The sequence below is a fragment of the Ereboglobus sp. PH5-10 genome (assembly GCF_029504735.1).
Taxonomy (GTDB): Bacteria; Verrucomicrobiota; Verrucomicrobiia; order Opitutales; family Opitutaceae; genus Ereboglobus.
In genome coordinates this window covers 1-19,968 of sequence record NZ_JAQFIP010000004.1, presented here as the reverse complement: position 1 = coordinate 19,968, position 19,968 = coordinate 1, and the positions used below count along the sequence as shown (strand labels likewise).

Here is a 19,968-nt window from a genome sequence, read left to right as displayed (position 1 = left end):
AAACACAACCCTGAAAGGGTTGCGTCCTCTGAAAACGCATGCCGGGCGGTCAGGCCGCAACCCCGTTGGGGTTGGTTGTTATGCGCTATATTCCCGGGGTGGCTCGCCACGCTCGCAACCCCGGGCTATCGGACAGAAGCCCGTTGGGCTTCAATCAATGTCCCTTTTATTCCGGAAAAATTAATGGAAACGATTCAATGCGCATCGCCCTCCACTCCCTCCACTTACCGGGGAATGCCTTTGGCGTTCCCTTTTTTTTATCCGAAACCTTTCACTGAAAAACTTCATCCATGCCGAAACGGACAGACTTAAAAACAATCATGATAATCGGCTCCGGCCCGATCGTAATCGGACAGGCCTGCGAGTTCGATTACAGCGGGGTCCAGGCGTGCAAGGCGCTCCGCGACGAGGGTTACCGCGTCGTGCTCGTCAACAGCAACCCGGCGACGATCATGACCGATCCCGAATTCTCGGACGCGACCTATATCGAACCGCTGACGGTGCCTTCGCTTGAGAAAATCATCGGGATTGAAAAACCCGACGCGCTCCTGCCCACGCTTGGCGGGCAAACCGGCCTCAACCTCGGTCTTGCCCTGTTCGAGGCGGGCGTGCTCGACAGGCACGGCGTGAAACTCATCGGCGCGAATGCCGCCGCCATCAGGAAGGGCGAGGACCGCGAGTTGTTTCGCCGGGCCATGCAAAAAATCGGCCTCGACATGCCCAAGTCGCGCGTCGTGAAGTCGCTCGCCGAAGCGGTCGGGGCCGCGGGGCAAATCGGGCGATTCCCGCTGATCGTCCGCCCCAGTTTCACGCTCGGCGGCCAGGGCGGCGGCATTGCCTACAACGGCGACGAGCTGGAGCTCATTGTGCGCGGCGGGCTCGACGCGTCGCCCGTTCACGAGGTTCTGATTGAGGAGTGCCTGACCGGATGGAAGGAGTTCGAGATGGAAGTCATGCGCGACCGCAAGGACCAGTGCGTCGTGATATGCTCGATCGAAAACATCGACCCGATGGGAGTGCACACCGGCGACTCAATCACCGTCGCGCCCGCGCTCACGCTAAGTGACAAGGAATACCAATTGATGCGCGATGCGTCGTTTGCGGTCATCCGCGAAATCGGCGTGGAAACCGGCGGCAGCAATGTCCAGTTCGCGGTCTGCCCGCGCACGGGCCGCATGGTTGTGATCGAGATGAACCCGCGCGTCTCGCGCTCCTCCGCCCTGGCGTCGAAGGCAACCGGGTTTCCCATCGCGAAAATCGCTGCCAAGCTGGCCGTCGGGTATTCGCTCGACGAGCTGCGCAACGACATCACGCGCGGGACACCCGCGGGCTTCGAGCCGAGCATTGATTACGTTGTCACCAAAATCCCGCGTTTCGCATTCGAGAAATTTCCGCAAAGCCCGCGCGAACTCGGCTCGTCGATGAAGTCGGTCGGCGAGGTGATGGCAATCGGGCGCACCTTCAAGGAATCGTTCCAAAAAGCGTTGCGCTCGCTCGAAAACGGCACGCTCGGCTACGGCGGCGGCGGCTTGTTCGGAGACCGTGAAAAACGTGACGCGAACGAGTTGCGGCGGCTTCTCGCATGGCGGCTGCCCGAACGGATCTTTTATATTCGCCAGGCGTTTTTGGCGGGCATGGATGTCGCGGCAATCAACGAGCTCACGCAATTCGACCCGTGGTTCCTGCACCAGTTCAAGGAGCTGGTCGGGCTGGAGACAAAACTGCTCGAAACGCCCGCGGAAAAATGGGGCGCGCGTTTGCTGCGGACGGCGAAGGAGGCGGGATTTTCCGACACCCAGCTTTCAAATATCTCCGGAAAAAGCTTCGGCGAAATCCAGTCGCTCCGCGAATCACTCGGCATCCGCGCCGGATACCGGCTCGTGGACACTTGCGCGGCGGAGTTCGAGGCGCGCACGCCCTATTATTACTCGAGCTACGGCGACGAGGACGAGGTGCGCCACACCGGCAAAAAGAAAATCATGGTCATCGGCGGCGGTCCCAACCGGATAGGCCAGGGCATCGAGTTCGATTATTGCTGCACGCACGCATCGTTCGAGTTGCGGCGGCTCGGCTATGAAAGCGTGATGATAAACTCGAACCCCGAGACGGTTTCCACGGACTACGACACATCCGACCATTTGTATTTCGAGCCGCTGACCGCGGAGGACGTGCTTTCGGTCTACCGGCGCGCGAAGTGCGACGGCGCGATTGTGCAGTTCGGCGGGCAAACACCCTTGAATCTTGCGCGTGTTCTGGAGGCAAACGGTGTGAACATCATCGGCACCCCGCCGCAATCCATCGACGCGGCGGAAGACCGCGAGCAGTTCAAGCAAATCCTCCAAAACCTCGGACTGCGCCAGCCGCGCAACGTGACGGCGACGTCTCCCGCCGAGGCCGCGCGCCTTGCCGATGAAATCGGCTTCCCCATCCTGCTGCGCCCTTCCTTCGTGCTCGGCGGACGCGGGATGTTCATCGTTTACAACCGCGGCGAAATGGACGCCGTCCTGAGCGAGGTTTTCTCGGTCGCCCCCGGCACGCCGGTGCTGCTCGACCAATACCTGGAGGACGCGGTCGAGCTGGATGTCGATTGCATCAGCGACGGCGAAACAACTGTCATCGGCGGCATGCTTGAGCATGTTGAGTTTGCCGGGGTTCATTCCGGCGACGCGACGATGGTCATGCCGCCGCACACACTCGGCGGCATGTTGTTGGAGGAAGTCCGCGAGGCGACCCGCGCGCTTGCCAAGGCGCTCGAAGTTCGCGGCCTGATGAACGTCCAGTATGCCATCAAGAACCACGATCTCTACGTCCTCGAGGTGAACCCCCGCGCCTCGCGAACAATCCCCTTTGTCAGCAAAGTCATCAACGTCCCGCTGGCGCGGCTGGCCGTTCGCATCATGACCGGCGAAAAACTCGCCGACATCGGTTTCACGGAAGAAATCACGCCCGGCATCTGGGCGGTAAAACAATCCGCGTTTCCATTTAACCGCTTTCCCGGCGCGTCGGTCGCCCTCGGCCCGGAAATGCGCAGCACCGGCGAAGTCATGGGACGCGACAAAAATTACGGCATCGCCTTCGCGAAGTCGCAGATGGCCGTCAACATGCCCCTGCCGCTCGAGGGCTCGGTCTTCATGAGCGTCAAGGATTCCGACAAAAAAACGATCCTGCCCTACGCCCGTTCCCTCGCCGCGCTCGGCTTCAAATTCTACGCGACACAAGGCACCGCCAACGCGCTCGCAAGCGTCGGCATCAACGCCACGATCCTCGGCAAATTGTTATCGGGACGCCCCAACGCGCTCGACCTGATCAAAAACAACGAGCTCGCGCTCGTCATCAGCACGCCCTCAAGCGCCTCCGCGCCTGTTGATGAGAACACCATTCGCGCGGAGGCGCTCAAAAACAACATCCCCGTCCTTCTGAGTGTCAACGCGGCGATCTCGGCGTTGAAAGGCATCACTGCGATGCGCAAAAAAAAATGGACGGTCACATCCCTCCAGAAATCCGCGGGGAACTGAACTTTTATGAACACGGAAAAACAAGCGGTGCTCGCGCTCGAAGACGGCACACTCTTTCACGGCAAGGCCTTCGGAGCGGAAAAAACCGTCCTCGGCGAATGTGTGTTCAACACCAGCATGACCGGCTACGAGGAAATCATCACCGATCCCTCCTATCACATGCAAATCGTCACGATGACCGCGCCGCAAATCGGCAACTACGGCATCACTGGCGACGACGGCGAATCGGAAGGCCCGAAAATCTCCGCGCTCGTCGTCCGGGAACTCAGCCCGTGCGTCAGCAACTGGCGCGCAAAAGAGTCGCTCCCCGGCTATCTCGCGCGCCACGGCGTGCCCGGCATCCAAGGCATCGACACACGGCATCTCACAAAACTCATTCGCGACAAGGGCGCGATGGGCGCCTGCCTCAGCACCGCGGGCATTTCCGACGCCGAGGCGCTGAAAAACGCCCGGGCCCAAACCGGCGCGGCAAACGCCGATTACGTCGGGCAAGTGACAACAGCGCGCCCCTACCTTTTTACGCCCGGCGAAAACGAACGCGCGCTCTTCACCGTTCCCGGCACGACACTCTACCGCGACAAGCCGCCGCCAAAACGCTTCAAGCTCGCCGCCGTCGATTTCGGCGCGAAGCGCTCCATCTTCCGCCAGCTCCACGCGCACGGCTTCGACGTTCACGTCCTGCCCGCGACAAGCACGGCGGAGCAAATCCTCGCGCTCAACCCCGACGCGCTTTTTCTCTCGAACGGCCCCGGCGATCCCGCGGCCATCCCCCATGCGCACAAGGCCGTCGCCGCCTGCATCGGCAAGCTGCCGATTTTTGGGATATGCCTCGGCCACCAAATCATCGCAAAAGCAATTGGCGCGAAAACCTACAAACTGAAATTCGGACACCGCGGCGGCAATCAACCGGTTAAAAATCTGGAGGACGACGTCATCATCATCACAGCGCAAAACCACGGCTACGCGGTCGATCCCGAAAGCCTGAAAAGCTGCGGCGGCGTTGTCACCGAAATCAACCTCAACGACAACACCATCTCCGGTTTCCGCCTGCCGGGCCGCGATGTCTTCTGCGTTCAATATCATCCCGAAGCCGGCCCCGGCCCCAACGAGGGACGGCGCAACTTTGAAAAATTCCACCAAATGGTCGCCAACCGCAAACAGCGCTGACACCCGCCTTGTTCAAAAATGAAATTCACCAAATACCACGCCCTCGGAAACGACTACCTCGTCCTCGACGCCCGCAAATTTTCCAGGCCGGCGCCGCGTCAAATCCAAAGAATCTGCCATCGCAATTTCGGACTCGGCTCCGACGGAATTCTCCACGGTCCGCTCCCCTCGAAAAAAGCGCCGTTTGCCCTTCGCATCTTCAACCCCGACGGCAGCGAGGCGGAGAAAAGCGGCAACGGATTGCGGATTTTTGCCCGCTACCTCCGGGACCAAAAACTCGTGGGCAACAAACCCTTCCTCATTGAAACAAAAGGCGGCGTGGTGGAGGCGCGCGTGATTTCCAAAACCAAAATCCGCGTCGCAATGGGCGGCGTCAGTTTCAGCTCGCGGGACATTCCGGTTCGGGGCCGGACGCGCGAGGTGCTTGGCGAAAAACTCCTCATCGGCGGGAACGCCCTTCCTTTTTACGCCGCCACGGTTGGCAATCCGCATTGCGTCATCCCGGTCGAAAATCCGACCGGGGCGCTCGCCCGTGAAATCGGCCCGCAAGTTGAGGTTCACAAAACTTTTCCCAACCGCACCAACGTCCAGTTCCTGCATGTGATCGACCGGAACAATATTCGCATAGAAATCTGGGAGCGCGGCGCGGGCTACACGCTCGCCTCCGGCAGCAGCAGCTCGGCGGCGGCGGCGGTCGCGTTTCGCATGGGCTGGTGCGACGGCAACATCACCGTTCACATGCCCGGCGGCACCTTGTCGGTCGAAATCACACCCGACTTCCGGGCGACACAAACCGGCCCCGTCGAATTCATCGGCACGCTGGAGTGCAAATGAGACACCGCGACCCGCTGTGTCCAAAGTTTCCCGCCATGAAAAACACGCCCCGTTTGAAAAAATACTTGCGTCGAAAAACAAAGCGGTTCCTTTTGCGCGCCATCACATGAGCGCACAGTTGCACACGACTAATCGATGGTGGCGCCGGCAAGTCTGCCGGTGAGCCAGCCTTTGTGCATAGACATTCAAGCTCACAAAAAAGAACGCGGCCGCACGCGCGGCATTTGACGTAATCGCGTTCTTTCGTCCGGCGGACAAACACGCACCCGTGTTGCTCCGCCTTTTTTGTGCCCGGATTTTTCCCCATGCGAAAACCAAGTGATATTTTTTCCAATGAAACCTGATCTGCAAACATTCGAAACACTGTGCAATACGCACAACCTGATTCCCGTTTTCCGGGAATCGCTCGCCGACTTGGAGACGCCCGTCTCCATTCTCAAACGGCTCGAAAGGGAGGAAAACGTGTTCCTCTTCGAGAGCGTCGAGGGCGGCGAGCGCTTCGGTCGCTACTCCTTCATCGGCCTCGGCAACAACGGCCTTTTCCAAGTGCGCGACGGCCGCGCGACCTTCACCAAAAACGGCATCACCGAAAACCTGCCCGGCGGCATCCTCGCCTTGCGCGAATTGCTCAAGGGCGTGAACGCCGCGCAAATCGACGGGCTTCCGCCTTTCTTCGGCGGAGCCCTCGGCTACATCGGCTACGAAACCGTCAACGAATTCGAAAAACTGCCGCCGCCCAAAAACGGCATGGGCGAGCCCACCGCATGTTTTTTCTTCGCCGACGAAATGCTCATTTTCGACAACGTGCGCCATAGCATTCTCGCCGTTGTGTGCGTGCGCCCCGGCGAGTTTGAAAATCCCCGCGCCGCTCACGCAAGCGCGACCGCGCGCATCGACGGCATACTGGCGTCGCTCGAAAAACCGCCCGCGCCGGCAACGCCCCCGCCCGCCGGAACCCTGCCGCGTTTCGAAAGCAAAAGCGGACGCGAGGACTACTGCCGCAAAGTTGACCGCGCCAAGCGGCACATCGTGGATGGCGACATCATTCAGGTCGTGCTCTCGCAAAAATTCTCGCTGAGCGCAAAAATCGACGCGCTCAAACTCTACCGCGCACTGCGGCTCATCAACCCCTCGCCCTACACATTTTTCCTAAAAATCGGAGACACGCACTGGATCGGTTCGTCGCCGGAAACCATGGTGCGCCTGACTCGCGGCAAGGCCGAGCTGCGCCCAATCGCCGGCACGCGCAAACGCGGCGACACGCCTCGCGACGACGCCCGCCTTTGCGACGAGCTTCTCCGCGACGAAAAGGAAACCGCCGAGCACCTCATGCTCGTCGATCTCGGGCGCAACGACCTCTCGCGCGTCTGCCGCCCCGGCAGCGTTCAGGTGCGGGACTACATGCACGTCGAACGCTACTCGCACGTCATGCACCTCGTCAGCCAGATTGAGGGCGAGCTCGACGGCGGAAACGACGCCTTCGACCTGCTCCGCGCCGTTTTTCCCGCGGGCACCTTGAGCGGCGCGCCCAAGGTTCGCGCCATGGAAATCATCCACGAACTCGAGGACGGGCCGCGCGGCACCTACGGCGGCGCGATCGGCTACTTCAGCTACTCGCACAACATGGACATGGCGATCACCATCCGGACGCTCCACGTGCGCGATGGCAAAATCACCATTCAGGCCGGCGCGGGAATCGTCGCCGATTCCGATCCCGAAAAAGAAGCGGACGAATGCCTCGCAAAGGCCGGCGCCATGTTCAAGGCCGTCCGCTTCGCCGTCCAAAACCTCGACATGAGCACACTCTGAAAACAACCGACCGCCATGATTCTTATAATCGACAATTTCGACTCCTTCACCTTCAACATCGCGCACTGCGTCGAAGTGCTCGGCGCGCGCGTCGTCACCATGCGAAACGATGCCGTCACGCTCGGGCAAATCGCCGAAATGCGGCCGCGCGGGATCATCCTCTCGCCCGGCCCCGGGCGTCCTGAAAACGCCGGCATCCTTTGCCCGGCCATCAAGGAATTCGCGGGCAAAATCCCCATGCTCGGCGTCTGCCTCGGGCATCAGGCAATCGCCAGTGTTTTCGGCGCGAAAATCATCCGCGCAAAGGAAATCCGCCACGGAAAAATCTCCGAGATCACGCACGACGGACGCGGCACGTTTGAAAAACTCCCGTCGCCGCTCCGAGTCGTCCGCTACCACTCGCTCGCGGTGGACGCGGCGTCGCTTCCCGACGGTTTCGAGATCACCGCGCGCGCGCGCGACGGCGAAATCATGGGCGTTCGCAACGCCGCGAAAAAACTCGAGGGCCTGCAGTATCATCCGGAATCCATAATGAGTTCCGGCGGCAAAATGCAGTTCGCCAATTTCCTGCGCACACTGGAGGCGGACCGATGAACCACAAGCACGCCGCCGAAAAAATCGCCGCCGGGAAAGACCTCGACGCGCACGAGGCGCAGGCGCTCGTTGAAAACATCATCGCGGGAGAGCTGACGCCCGCGCAAACCGCGTTTATTCTCGGCGCGCTTCACGCCAAGGGCGAGTCGTCCGGCGAAATCCTCGGCGCGGCCCGCGCCATGCGACGGCACGCCCGCTTCATCGATTGCGGCGGAAAATCCGCGACCGACATCGTCGGCACGGGAGGCGATGGAAAAAACACCTTCAACATTTCAACCACCTCCGCCTTTGTCGCCGCGAGCGCCGGCGTCGTCATCGCCAAGCACGGCAACCGAGCCGCCTCCGGACTGTGCGGTTCCGCCGACGTGCTCGCGCAGCTCGGTCTCAACCTCGACTGCCCGCCCGTGCAAATGGAGCGCGCGATTCAGGAAATCGGCGTCGGTTTTCTCTTCGCCGCAAAAATGCACCCCTGCATGGCGGGCGTCGCGCCGCTCCGCAAGGAGCTCGGCATCCGCACGCTCTTCAACCTCGCCGGGCCGCTCTGCAATCCCGCCGGCGCCGGCACGCATGTGCTCGGCGTCTTCGCGCCCGGGCTCACGGAAATCTACGCGCACGCCCTGCGCGAACTCGGCTGCAAGCGCGCCCTCGTTGTCCACGGCATGGACGGCCTCGACGAAATCAGCGCGGCAGCCGAAAGCCGCGTCTGCGAACTCCGCGACGGACAAATCAAAACCTACCCGCTGCACCCCGAGTTTTTTGTCGGGCAACGCTTCCCCGAAACCGACGTCCGGGGCGGCGACGCGCGCGAAAACGCCGGCATCCTGAGGGGAATCCTCTCCGGCGAAATCTCCGGCGGCGCGAGAGCCGCCGTCCTCCTGAACGCCGGCGCTGCGATCTTCGCGAGCGGACTCGCGGACGACTTGCGCGAAGGCGTCCGGCTCGCCGACGAAAGCCTCCGCGGCGGCGCTCCGCTCGAAAAACTTAACACACTCATCGCCTATAGCCGCCAATGAAAACCCGCGCGCACATACTCGACCAAATCGCCGCCCGCACCCGGCGGGACTTGGAGGAAAAACAGAAACACGTCCCGCTCGAAAAACTAAAACGCGCCGCGCAATCACGCCAGCCCGCGCCGTCCTTCGCGGACGCACTTCGCGATGGCCGGCAATGCAAAACGCCGCGCGTGATTGCCGAGCTCAAGCGCGCCTCGCCCTCGGCGGGCGTGATACGCGATCCCTTTGAGCCGCTAAAACTGGCGGACGCGCTTGAAAAAAACGGAGCCGCCGCGCTTTCGATTCTGACCGAGCCGCATTACTTTGAGGGTCGCCTCTCCTATCTTGAGGATATCGCGGGGCGCGCAAAAATTCCGCTTCTCCGAAAGGATTTCATCGTGGACGAATACCAAATCCACGAAGCCCGCGCCGCCGGAGCCTCGGCCGTTTTGCTCATCGCGCGAATGCTCGACGACCACGAGCTCGCCGCATTCCTGCATCGTTGCAAAACGCTGCGACTCGACGCGCTCTGCGAAGTGCATGACGAACCGGAACTCGACCGCGCCCTGCGCGCGGGCGCGTCCATCATCGGAATCAACTGCCGAAACCTCGAAGACTTTTCGATGCATCCGCGGCTCACCGAAAACCTTATTCAGAAAATTCCCGCGGACAAAATCATCGTCGCTGAAAGCGGCCTTTCCTCGGCGGCCGAATTGCGGCGCCTGCAAGCGCTCGGCGCGGACGCATTCCTGATCGGCACCACGCTCATGAGGGCGCAAAGCCCCGCCGCCGCGCTTGAGGCACTTTTGAAAAATGAAACCGAAAATTAAAATCTGCGGCCTCACGCGCGGGGAGGACATCGACTGCGCCCTGTCGCTTGGCGCGGATTACATCGGATTTGTCCTCCACGAAAAATCGCCGCGTTTTGTTGCCATCGAAAAATTAAAATCGCTTCTGGCCCGCGTCCGGAATCGCGCGGCAACCGTCGGCGTCTTTGTCAACCCATCCGCGAAATTCCTCCACAGCGCGATGGAGTGCGGTCTCGACATCGCCCAGTTGCACGGCGATGAGACGGATGAATTCGTGAGACAGTCGCGCTTTCCCGTTTGGAAAACATTTCGCTTGGAAACCGAAAACGACGTGACGCGCGCCCTTCATTCTCCGGCGGCCTGTTGCCTGGCCGATGCCAGTTGCGGGCCAGTTTACGGGGGCAGCGGACAAGTGGCAAACTGGAGACTGGTCGCGCGACTCTCGCAACAACGCCCCGTCGTTCTTGCCGGCGGCATCAATGCCGCAAACATCCGGCGCGCCGTCGCCGAGGTGCGGCCTTTTGCAATCGACATTTCCAGCGGCGTCGAATCCGCGCCCGGCATCAAGGACGGTGAAAAACTCCGGCAACTTTTTTCCATCATCAAAACACCATGAACACACACTACGGAACCTACGGCGGGCAATACGTCGCGGAAACGCTCATGCCCGCGCTTGAGGAAATTGCGGACGCCTTCGACGGCGCGCTGCGCGACACCGCGTTTCAAGACGAATTGGCCGCGTTGCTCGCCGACTACGTCGGACGCGAAACGCCGCTCTATTTTGCGCGACGCCTCAGTGCGCGCACGGGCGGCGCGAAGATTTACCTCAAGCGCGAGGACCTCAACCACACCGGCGCGCACAAGGTGAACAACGCGCTCGGCCAGGCGCTCCTCGCCAAACGCATGGGCAAGACGCGCCTCATCGCCGAAACCGGCGCGGGCATGCACGGCGTGGCCGCCGCCACCGCCGCCGCGCTCCTCGGAATGCCGTGCGAGGTTTTCATGGGCGAGGAGGACGTGTCGCGCCAGTCGCCGAATGTCGAGCGCATGCGCATCCTCGGCGCAAAGGTCGTGAGTGTTTGCGCCGGCTCGCGCACGCTCAAGGACGCCATGAATGAGGCGCTGCGCGACTGGGTGGCGAGTTTTGAAAACACGTTCTACGTCATCGGCACCGCCGCCGGCCCCGCGCCGTATCCGGAAATCGTGAAACATTTCCAATCCGTCATCGGCGCCGAGGCTCGACGCCAGATCCTGGAAAAGGAAAACAAACTGCCCGCGCAAGTCATCGCCTGCGTCGGCGGCGGCAGCAACGCCATCGGGATTTTTTCCGGATTTGAGGCCGACAAAAACACGGCGCTCATCGGCGCCGAGGCCGCGGGCAGGGGACTGGGCACCGGACAGCACGCGGCCAGCCTGTGCGGGGGGAGCCTTGGCGTTTTGCACGGCTCAAAAACCTTTCTCCTGCAAGACAAGGACGGCCAGATTCTCGACACCTACTCGATCAGCGCCGGGCTGGATTACCCCGGCGTCGGCCCCGAACACGCGCACCTGCGCGACACCGGTCGCGCGCGCTACGTCCCCGTCACCGACGACGAGGCGCTCGACGCCTTCAACGCGCTCGCACAATTCGAGGGAATCATCCCCGCGCTCGAATCCTCGCACGCCGTCGCCGTTGCGCTGAAAAACGCACGCGCCCTGCCGTGCGATGAAAGCATCGTCGTGTGCCTCTCGGGACGCGGCGACAAGGATCTCGCGCACATCCGCCGCCACGCTGAACAAAACAAAAACCAATAATCTTCCCGACCATGAACCGATTCACCAAGACATTCTCCCGGCTCCGCGCCGAAAACAAAAAGGCGTTCACCGCGTTCTTCACCGTTGGAAATCCCGACGCCGAAACATCGCTCCAGCTCATCCTGAAAGCGATTGATGCGGGCGCGGACATCATCGAACTGGGCGTGCCGTTTTCCGACCCGAGCGCCGACGGCCCCGCGATTCAAGCGTCCTCGCAAAAAGCGCTCGCCAACGGAATGACCCTCGCGGGCGCGTTGCGCATCGCGCGCGAAATTCGCAAAAAAAACGCCACGGTTCCGCTCGTGCTTTTTTCGTATTTCAACCCGCTTCTGCAACACGGACTCGAACGCCTTGCGACCGACGCCAAGGCCGCCGGCATCGACGCCATGCTCGTCGTCGATCTGCCCTTCGAGGAATCCGGCGAGCTGACGCGTTTTTTGCGCCCGCGGGACATTGCGCTCATCCCGCTTGTCTCGCCCGCGACAAGCAACCGGCGCGCGAAAAAAATCCTGAAGGATGCGCAAGGCTTTGTGTATTACGTCAGCGTCAAGGGCGTGACCGGAGTGAAAAACGACCGCAACGACATCGGGGACATCGCTGCCCAAGTCGCCGCGCTGAAGGAGATCACGCCGCTCCCCGTCCTTGTCGGCTTTGGCATTTCGACGCCGGATGATGCCGCGCGAATCGGACAAGTTGCCGACGGCATCATCGTGGGCAGCGCCTTCATCCGGCTGACCGAGCGCCATGCCGGCGCCGCCTTGCTGGAAAAAACATATTCCCTCGCCCGCGAATTGAAAACCGCGGTCGGCTAAGCGGGAAAGATGCGATGTCTGGATGTCGCCCGGGCTGGTTGCCATTCAGGGCATCGAAATGCCATATCGCATTCATTTCGGGGCTTGCGCACGGGCACTTGGATGAATTGCAGTTTTTATAATTCCCGTAAAGTTTATTAATTATTCTATTTCATAAATCCGGTTGTATTTAAAAATTTTATATCACCGTGTTTATTTCCATTGGTGCTTTTCTTAAGGTGTGCGGTTCAAAGGTAAGCGAGACTTCTAATATAGACTTATAATATCAATTTCCTCGCGACCCGTGTTGGGGGTGCTATGCCGTGCGACGCATGAAAGCAAATTCCTTCTCCACACTTTTCCGCGCGGTGACTTGCGGAATTAGTATATTACTGATGGCGCTCGCTGCGCGGGCCGAAACACCAGGAACGGCATCCGTCCCCTTGTCAACGGAGGCGCGCCTGGGCGCGCTTGAGGCCTATATAAACAACGCGCCTCCCCCGGCGGACGCCCCCCTCGCGGGGACACCCGGGCCGGGGCACAACGGCTGGATGATGACATCCACCGCGCTCGTGTTGTTCATGACGCTGCCCGGACTGGCGTTGTTTTACGGCGGGCTTGTCCGCCGCAAAAACGTGCTCTCGGTGCTCGCGCAATGCCTGGGCATCGCGGGGCTGTCCACGGTGCTGTGGTGGGCGATTGGCTTCAGCCTGTCGTTTGCCCCGGGCAATTCGTTCATAGGCGGGCTTGACCATGTCTTTTTCAAGGGCGTGACGAGCGCGACGGGCACGTTGCCGTGGGTTTCGCAAAATGTGTTCGCGATGTTTCAGCTCACCTTTGCGATCATCACGCCGGCGCTTATCGTGGGCGCGATTGCGGAGCGCATGAAGTTCACCGCGATCATGGCCTTCATAACGGTGTGGATGTTTGTCGTGTATTATCCGCTGGCGCACATGGTTTGGGGCGGCGGCCTTATGTCGGGCGCGGCGGGCGCGATCAAGGCGGTCGACTTTGCGGGCGGCACGGTTGTGCACATGTCGTCGGGCTGGTCGGCCCTGGTTCTGTGTGTGATTCTCGGGCCGCGCCTTGGCTTCGGACGCGAAAAAATGGCGCCGCACAGCATGGTGCTTTGCATGGTCGGCACCGCGATACTCTGGATCGGCTGGTATGGGTTCAACGCGGGCAGCGCGGGTGGCGCGGATGGCATCGCGGCGAATGCGTTCATGACAACGACGCTTTGCACCGGCGTGGGCGGTTTCACCTGGGGGGTGCTGGAGTATGTTGCAAAACGCAAACCGTCGGTGCTCGGTTTCTGCTCGGGCATTGTGGCCGGCTTGGTGGTGATTACCCCGGCGGCGGGTTTCGTCAACGCGACCGGCGCGGTGATTTGCGGCGTGTTCGCGGGCATCGTGCCGTATTTCGCGGTCGTAAAACTCAAGGCCGTGTTCGGCTACGACGATGCGCTCGACACATTCGGCGTGCATGCCGTGGGCGGCACGCTCGGGGCGATTCTTACCGGCGTCCTGGCCACGACCGAGGTCAACCCCGGCATCGCCGGCATCATGGACGGCTTATTGCTCGCGCAACTCAAGGCCGTGGGTGTGACGCTTGCCTGGAGCATCATCGCCACGGTCATCATCGCATATCTCGTCAAGGCCGTCATCGGGCTGCGCCCGGCGCCGGAAGCCGAACGCCAGGGCCTGGATATTTCCGACCACGGCGAGGAAGGCTACATCAACACCTGAGCCGCGGGACGCGGCCTCTTCTTCGTATCCAATAAACAAATACAAAAATAATGAAACTCATCATCGCGATCATCAAACCCTTCAAGTTGGAGGAAGTTAAAGCCGCGCTCGCCGATATCGGCGTGGACGGCATGACGGTCACCGAGGCCAAGGGCTTCGGGCGGCAGAAGGGGCATACCGAAATTTACCGTGGAAGTGAATACACGGTCGATTTCCTGCCGAAGGTAAAAGTCGAGGTTGTTGTCAGCGACGACATGCTTGCCAGCGTTGTCAAAACCATCGAAGGCGCGGCCAGAACCGGCAAAATCGGCGACGGAAAAATCTTCGTGATGCCCGTCGAGCAAACGATGCGCATTCGCACCGGAGAAAACGGTGAAAGCGCCCTCTGATCTGAAAACATCATGACAATCCGTCCCGCGCCGGAAGCGCGGGGCGGTTCATTCGCACAATATCAGAATTCTCATGATTTCAGCCTATTCGAGGTAGGCTTCCCTGGGTGAGCTGTTCATCATCCCGGATCACCCAGGGCGCACCCTGGCCAAAGGCATTTCTTCGCGAGAGTTTAAATCGAAACAGCACCAAGGCGATTTTGGCCGCGCTCGCGGCAAGCGCAAACCAAGAAGCTCTCTCATGGGGAAATTGCAGCCCCTGATCGGGTCCACCAAATTCAAACCGCCGCCGGAAACATACGCCGGCGCTTTTTTGCGCCTGGACCATGTTCGGTTTGGGGTGGTTTGTTCAGCCGCATTTTTGGGCGTGGTGAACCGTCCCGGCGCGCCGGGATAGCGCATGCAGTGTTTCGGCCCTTCTCATGGCGTTTGTTCGCGTGGTGTGGCAGATGTAAACTTCGGACGGGTTTAGCGAGGCGGCCTTGGTGATGCTGCGAAGCGCCTCCCTTCGGTCGTCGGTAAAAATGCGGGGCGGTGTTTGCGTGAACATGCCGAGCTCGGCAAACAGGTCGCCTGCGATGAGCGTGTTGGTTGAGAGAATGTAATAGCCGGTGTGGCCGGGCGTGTGTCCGGGGAGCGCGAGGTTTTGGATGGTTTCGAAGTGTGGAAGCGGCTTCGAATTTTGGCAGGCGGTGAAATAGTGAACATTTGCCGGCGGTTTGTAGCGCCAGAGGAATCGGCCGATGGTTTCGAGCGCGCCTCCGATTTTGTTGAGGCCGCGATAATGCGCGCTTTCGATGAGCCAGGGTTTGTCGGCGGCGGGACAATGCACGGGCGCGCCGCTCCAGCGCTGGATGGCGGCGGCGTTCACACAGTGGTCGAAATGCGCGTGCGTGAGCTGGATCGCACAAAGGTCGCCGGGCCGAATGCCGAGTTTGCCGAAGAGCGCGGAAAGTTTTCGCGGAGTGCAGCCGGGACAGGCGTCGATAAGGATGGCTCGCGTGGCGGTATCGCGAGTTTCCGTTACAAGATAGGAAAAACCAAATAGGCCGCGGATGGGGTGGATTTGAATCATGCGCGAGATATTTGTCCGACGAGAGGGGTAATCATGGGCGCTTTCCGAATAGTTTTAGGAGTATAACAATGATGCCTATCGGCAACCCGAACATCAGTAGTGGTGTAAGTATATATCCGATGATCCGACCAATTGTGCGGTCTCTATTAATGGGGTCGTTCAAAATATCTCCAGGCTCTAACTCTGAATCCAATTTAATACGTTCAAGATAGCTTTTGCTTACTTCCGAGGATTCATCAATGGGACTGTCAAATGAATTTATGGTAACTGAGATAATATATTTTTTTGAAAAGACGAATAATGTGGCATTATACATCATCATATCGACTTCTATATTTTTCCCTTCGGCAAACAGCCAGATTGCAGGAAGTCCATCCAGCTTTGAGGGCTTTTTACCTGTGAGTGTCATGTTTTGTTTAAGGATTGCTTCTTCGTGCCCTTCGATTGCCCCAAGGTAAGCCTGTCTGCTGATCTCGAATGGCGGCGTAAAGATCATCGTCATCGCATGGGCATTTAGACTCTCACACAAAGAAAAATCCACGAGGTTCGGACGCATTTCCTCGGAGGCATCGAGAAAGGTTTTTCGCACCAATTCATACGATTCTTCATCGGCAGATTCCCAGTTGAGGGCGGTAGTAAGCGTGACCGAGGCGCACTGCGCGGCTGCGCACGTCAAAAAACAAACGATGATCAAGGGGAGTTTGGGGCCTTTTAGTTTCATAAAGATTGGTTGATCGAGAATTTTCGTTACGGCGTTGGAGCAGAGTTTGTTCTCACACCGCTTCCCACAACACGCAGCTCAGCGGCGGGAGGAAGAGGTTTTCGGCGGGCGCGGGATAGGGGTGCGCGGGGTCGCCGGGGGAGTAGAAACGGTCGTGATCGGCGAGTTGGCGCCATTTTAGTTTCATGACTTCGGGGGGGAGTTTGATCGTGATGTCGTTCTCGGTGGCGTTGATCGCGAAGAGGAGGCGGTGCGGGCCCATTTCGCAGTCGGCGTTGTAGAGCGTGGCGGCGGCGGTGGAGTTTTCGGCGAAGAAAAAGCGGAAGAACTCGTCGCGCGGGCGGGTGTAGTGGCGGAGGATCGCGCCGCGCGGGGAGCGACGGAATGCAATCCATTCGGCGAAACAGGCGTGCGTGCTGGGGAAGCGCAGGATGCGGGTGTAGTCGAGCGCGTTGAGGTCGCCGCGCAGATAGGTGTTGTTCACGCCTTGCTTGGAGCGGAGAAAATCCTGCCCGGCGGAAAACATCGGGATGCCGAGCGACATGCAGAGGACGGAGGCCATGAGGCGGGTGCGGCGGCGATCCTTATAGGTGGGGATGTTGCCGTTGTGGCCGGCGTTTTCCGTGATGACGTCGAGCCAGCAACGGTCGTCGTGCGACTCGGAGTAGTTGACGGTTTGCGCCGGAAACTTGGCAAAGTGCCACGGGGAGCCCTTGAGGTTGTATTCGTAGGATTCCTGACTGGAGCCGCCGCGGACGTATTCGCGAATGAAATTGCGGTAGCCGTCGTTCCATGAAGCCCAGCCGGTGTCGCGGAGGGCGCCGGCGATGTGGCCTTTGAAACTCCAGGGTTCGGCGATGAGGATGATGTCGGGTTTTGTTTTCTTGAGGGCGCCTTCGATTTCCTTGAGCGCGTCGATGCCGAGGAGTTCGGCGAGGTCGAGGCGGAAGCCGTCAACGCCGAAGGTTTCGACGAGGTGCGCGAGGCTGTCGATGATGAGGCGCCGCGCCATGGCGGAATCGGCGTTGATGTCGTTTCCGCAGCCGGACCAGTTGGAGAGGGATCCGTCGGCGTTGGTGTGGAAATAGGCGAGCTGGTCGATGTGAAGCAGGTGGGCGGGTTCGCCGACGTGGTTGTAGACGACATCGAGGATGACGGCCATGCCGCGACGGTGGAATGCGGCGACGAGTTGCTGGAGGTCGTGGATGCCCGAGGCGCGGGCGGGGTCGGTCGAGTAACTGCTTTCGGGAGCGAAGTAGTTGCTGGTCATGTAGCCCCAATGGTAGTCGCCGGGGGCGATGTTGTCGAATTCCTGGACGGGTTGGAGCTCGACGGCGTTGACGCCGAGGCGGTGCAGGTAGAAGTCGGGATGCTCGACCCATTTGGCGAGGCCGGCGAAGGTGAGGCGTTCATCGGGCGCGAGGTCGATGGGGGCGCGGGCTATGAGATCGCGGACATGCGCCTCGCAGATGACGAGGTCCTGCCATGCGGGCGTTTGGAAGCGCGCGTGGTCGTGATGGCGCCGATGGGTGAGCCGCGCGCGGTCGATGATGATGCCCGGGCCGTCGCGATCAACGGCGGCGAGGGCGTAGGGATCGAGGATGCGTTGCGCGGGGTTGAAGCGGGTGAACTCGTTTTGCGCGCCGTCGATGTGATACCAATAATACCAGCCGTGAAGATTTTGGGAGAGGGTGATTTCCCACGTGTGATCGGGGTTGCGCTGGAGGGGGTAGCGGTGGGGCTCGTCGGTGCGGCCGAGGTCGTCGATCACGCAAAGCTCGACGCTGCCCGCGCGCGGCGCGTAGATGCGAAAGAGGGTTTCGTCCTTGCCGGGGATGGCGCCGAGCGGCGCGGCGGTGCGGTGTTCCGTGAAAAAGGTGGTGGGGCGGAGCGTGGCCTGCGGGTCGTTGTTCCAATGGGCGCGGTTGTTGGCTGCGAGGTCGAGCGGCGTGTCGAGTGTGAATTGATAGACGTGGAGGCCGGTGCGGGTGGGGTCGATCTGGCGGTTGAGGTTGCCGGTGTCGTCGCGGACCGCGTTGAACGCGGACTGGGGAACATCGAGCCACTGATGCTGCCCGGTGACGAACTTGAAGCGTTTGGGCGGCTGCGCCATGAAGTCGGCCGCGGGACCGCTCCATGTGAGAAGTTCCGTGCCGTAGTGATTCGCGAGGTGGAGTTCCCATTCGGGATTGCCGACGGCTTTGTGCCATTCGTTGTGGTCGCCGACGAGGTAGACTCGGGGGAGCGGTTGCCTGGGCTCGGCGGGCAGGTTTTCGGGCCAGATGCAGAAATGAATCTCGTTGGTTTTGTGGTCGATGTAGTAGGCGGTGTGCCGCGCAAATTGGAGCGAGGGGACGGGGGTGATTGAGGTGAACGCGGGGGCGTCCGGGCCGAGGGAAAGCGGGGGCGGGGTGCGTCCGCGCCAGTCGGCGGCGAGTTCGATGTGGCCGCGATTCGGCGCTTCGAACCAGGCTTGCGTGATCTTTTTTTCGCGTGTGCGTATGGGCATGGAAAAGTTTTCTATGAGTGGAAGAACAATCGCGGAAGCGCGGAAGTGCGAAAACGCGGAAAAATCAATGGGACACAGAAACACGGAACCGCCCCCGGTTCAAGAGGCGTGTGCAAAAGCGGCGCGGTCTTGCGCGCTACGCCGGCATGTCGGCGCTGGGGACGGGGACTTTGCGCACGCGTTCGCGGTAGATGAGATACAGGCCCGAGCCCATTACGATGGACGCGCCGACGAATGTCCACACGTCGGGGCGCTCGCCGAGAAAGAGCATGGCGAGTCCCATCGCGAAGACGAGCTGCGCGTAGAAGAAGGGCGCGAGCACCGTCGCCGTGGCGCGTTGATGCGCGAGGATGAGCAGCCAGTGCCCGAGCGCGCCGAACACACCCGTCACCAGCAAGCCCAGCCATGTTCCGATCGTCGTCGGCGTTTGCCAGGCGAAGGGCAGGATCGGGAGCATGATGACGGTGCCGCAAAGCCCCGTGTAAAATATGGTGGTTTTCGGCGAGTCGTGCGCGGCGAGCATGCGCGTGGCGACGGCATACAGGGCGTTGGTGATCGCGGCCAGAACCGCGAGTGCGATGGCGGGATGCACGCCATGGCTTCCGGGGCGCGTGATCACGAGCACGCCGGCGAATCCGACGAGCACGGCCACCACGCGGCGCGGCCCCATTTTTTCTCCGAGCAACGGCCATGCGATGACGGCGACGATAAGCGGCGAGGAAAACGTGACCGAGGTCACCTCGGTGAGCGGAATGTATTGCAGCGCGGTGAACGAGCACACGGTCGTGAGCACGATGCCGAGCGAGCGCAGGATTTGCAGCCCCGGGCGCTTGGCTTTCAGCAGGGGCGCGCCGGGCGCCGGGCGCAGCAGCGCGAGCGTGAGCAAAAAACTGCCGATGTAGCGGATCGAGACGATTTGCAACGACGGCAGTGACGCGCTCAGCCATTTGACCGTGGTGTCCATGCACGCGAAACATGCCACCGCCGCGACGAGCAGGGCGATGCCTGCGAGCGTGGTGTTGGCGCCGCCGCCCGCGTCGGATGCGGAGCGCTGGGCGGCGATATTGAGGTTGGGATTTTGAGACATGAAAAAGAACACCATGCGCGCGAGCACCGTGTTGCGTCAATCGCGGCGCAAGCCCCGGGAGCGGGGGGGGGGGGGGGGGGGGACCCCGCGAGGAGGGTGTTTAGGGTGCGCTCGGGGGTTGTTGGTTGTGTGGCGGG

General features: G+C 60.8%; 17 protein-coding genes. 12 read left to right on the top strand and 5 right to left on the bottom strand.

Features of this window, described 5'->3' with window-relative positions; translation table 11 throughout:
* The first annotated feature begins 290 nt into the window (after positions 1–290).
* The 12 genes from carB (at position 291) to M2447_RS04460 (ending at position 14,439) form a co-directional block, all read left to right on the top strand.
* Positions 291–3,515 (top strand): carbamoyl-phosphate synthase large subunit, encoded by a 3,225-nt coding sequence (gene carB, locus M2447_RS04515; RefSeq protein ID WP_277557575.1) that lies wholly within the window; start codon positions 291–293, stop codon positions 3,513–3,515.
* 6 nt (positions 3,516–3,521) lie between these two features.
* Positions 3,522–4,682, top strand: a complete 1,161-nt coding sequence (gene carA, locus M2447_RS04510; RefSeq protein WP_277557574.1) for a glutamine-hydrolyzing carbamoyl-phosphate synthase small subunit — start codon at positions 3,522–3,524, stop codon at positions 4,680–4,682.
* A gap of 18 nt (positions 4,683–4,700) precedes the next feature.
* Complete coding sequence (gene dapF / locus M2447_RS04505) at positions 4,701–5,516, top strand: diaminopimelate epimerase (RefSeq protein WP_277557572.1); 816 nt, start codon at positions 4,701–4,703, stop codon at positions 5,514–5,516.
* A gap of 333 nt (positions 5,517–5,849) precedes the next feature.
* Complete coding sequence (locus tag M2447_RS04500) at positions 5,850–7,325, top strand: chorismate-binding protein (RefSeq protein ID WP_277557570.1); 1,476 nt, start codon at positions 5,850–5,852, stop codon at positions 7,323–7,325.
* A gap of 15 nt (positions 7,326–7,340) precedes the next feature.
* A complete protein-coding gene (locus M2447_RS04495) occupies positions 7,341–7,919 on the top strand; it encodes an aminodeoxychorismate/anthranilate synthase component II (protein WP_277557569.1) in 579 nt (192 codons plus the stop codon).
* The gene (gene trpD / locus M2447_RS04490) at positions 7,916–8,932 is read left to right on the top strand and encodes an anthranilate phosphoribosyltransferase (protein ID WP_277557568.1); all 1,017 of its coding nucleotides are present in this window, start codon (positions 7,916–7,918) and stop codon (positions 8,930–8,932) included. Before M2447_RS04495 ends, trpD begins: the two co-directional genes overlap by 4 nt.
* Complete coding sequence (gene trpC, locus M2447_RS04485; RefSeq protein ID WP_277557567.1) at positions 8,929–9,741, top strand: indole-3-glycerol phosphate synthase TrpC; 813 nt, start codon at positions 8,929–8,931, stop codon at positions 9,739–9,741. The genes trpD and trpC overlap by 4 nt, the downstream gene beginning before the upstream one ends.
* Positions 9,725–10,336: a phosphoribosylanthranilate isomerase gene (locus M2447_RS04480; protein WP_277557566.1), complete on the top strand. Its 612-nt coding sequence runs from the start codon at positions 9,725–9,727 to the stop codon at positions 10,334–10,336. The genes trpC and M2447_RS04480 overlap by 17 nt, the downstream gene beginning before the upstream one ends.
* Positions 10,333–11,514, top strand: coding sequence for a tryptophan synthase subunit beta (gene trpB / locus M2447_RS04475; protein ID WP_277557565.1), 1,182 nt, complete (start codon positions 10,333–10,335; stop codon positions 11,512–11,514). Before M2447_RS04480 ends, trpB begins: the two co-directional genes overlap by 4 nt.
* A gap of 11 nt (positions 11,515–11,525) precedes the next feature.
* On the top strand, positions 11,526–12,326 hold the full coding sequence (gene trpA / locus M2447_RS04470; protein WP_277557564.1) for a tryptophan synthase subunit alpha: 801 nt from the start codon (positions 11,526–11,528) through the stop codon (positions 12,324–12,326).
* A gap of 374 nt (positions 12,327–12,700) precedes the next feature.
* Positions 12,701–14,050 (top strand): ammonium transporter, encoded by a 1,350-nt coding sequence (locus M2447_RS04465; protein WP_343215367.1) that lies wholly within the window; start codon positions 12,701–12,703, stop codon positions 14,048–14,050.
* A 50-nt stretch (positions 14,051–14,100) separates the two neighbouring features.
* Positions 14,101–14,439 carry a P-II family nitrogen regulator gene (locus tag M2447_RS04460; RefSeq protein ID WP_277557562.1) on the top strand — a complete coding sequence of 113 codons (339 nt, stop codon included), beginning with the start codon at positions 14,101–14,103 and terminating at the stop codon, positions 14,437–14,439.
* Positions 14,440–14,518: 79 nt separating this feature from the next.
* Here M2447_RS04460 and M2447_RS04455 read toward each other — a convergent pair whose 3' ends face one another.
* The 5 genes from M2447_RS04455 to M2447_RS04435 form a co-directional block, all read right to left on the bottom strand.
* Positions 14,519–14,767, bottom strand: coding sequence for a hypothetical protein (locus M2447_RS04455; protein ID WP_277557561.1), 249 nt, complete (start codon positions 14,765–14,767; stop codon positions 14,519–14,521).
* A gap of 21 nt (positions 14,768–14,788) precedes the next feature.
* Positions 14,789–15,514, bottom strand: coding sequence for an MBL fold metallo-hydrolase (locus M2447_RS04450; RefSeq protein WP_277557560.1), 726 nt, complete (start codon positions 15,512–15,514; stop codon positions 14,789–14,791).
* A gap of 31 nt (positions 15,515–15,545) precedes the next feature.
* Entirely contained in the window at positions 15,546–16,235 is a 690-nt protein-coding gene (locus tag M2447_RS04445) for a hypothetical protein (protein WP_277508005.1), read from the bottom strand.
* A 52-nt stretch (positions 16,236–16,287) separates the two neighbouring features.
* Complete coding sequence (locus tag M2447_RS04440) at positions 16,288–18,744, bottom strand: alpha-amylase family glycosyl hydrolase (RefSeq protein ID WP_277557559.1); 2,457 nt, start codon at positions 18,742–18,744, stop codon at positions 16,288–16,290.
* Between the two features lie 136 nt (positions 18,745–18,880).
* Positions 18,881–19,831 carry a DMT family transporter gene (locus M2447_RS04435; RefSeq protein ID WP_277557558.1) on the bottom strand — a complete coding sequence of 317 codons (951 nt, stop codon included), beginning with the start codon at positions 19,829–19,831 and terminating at the stop codon, positions 18,881–18,883.
* Positions 19,832–19,968: the final 137 nt, after the last annotated feature.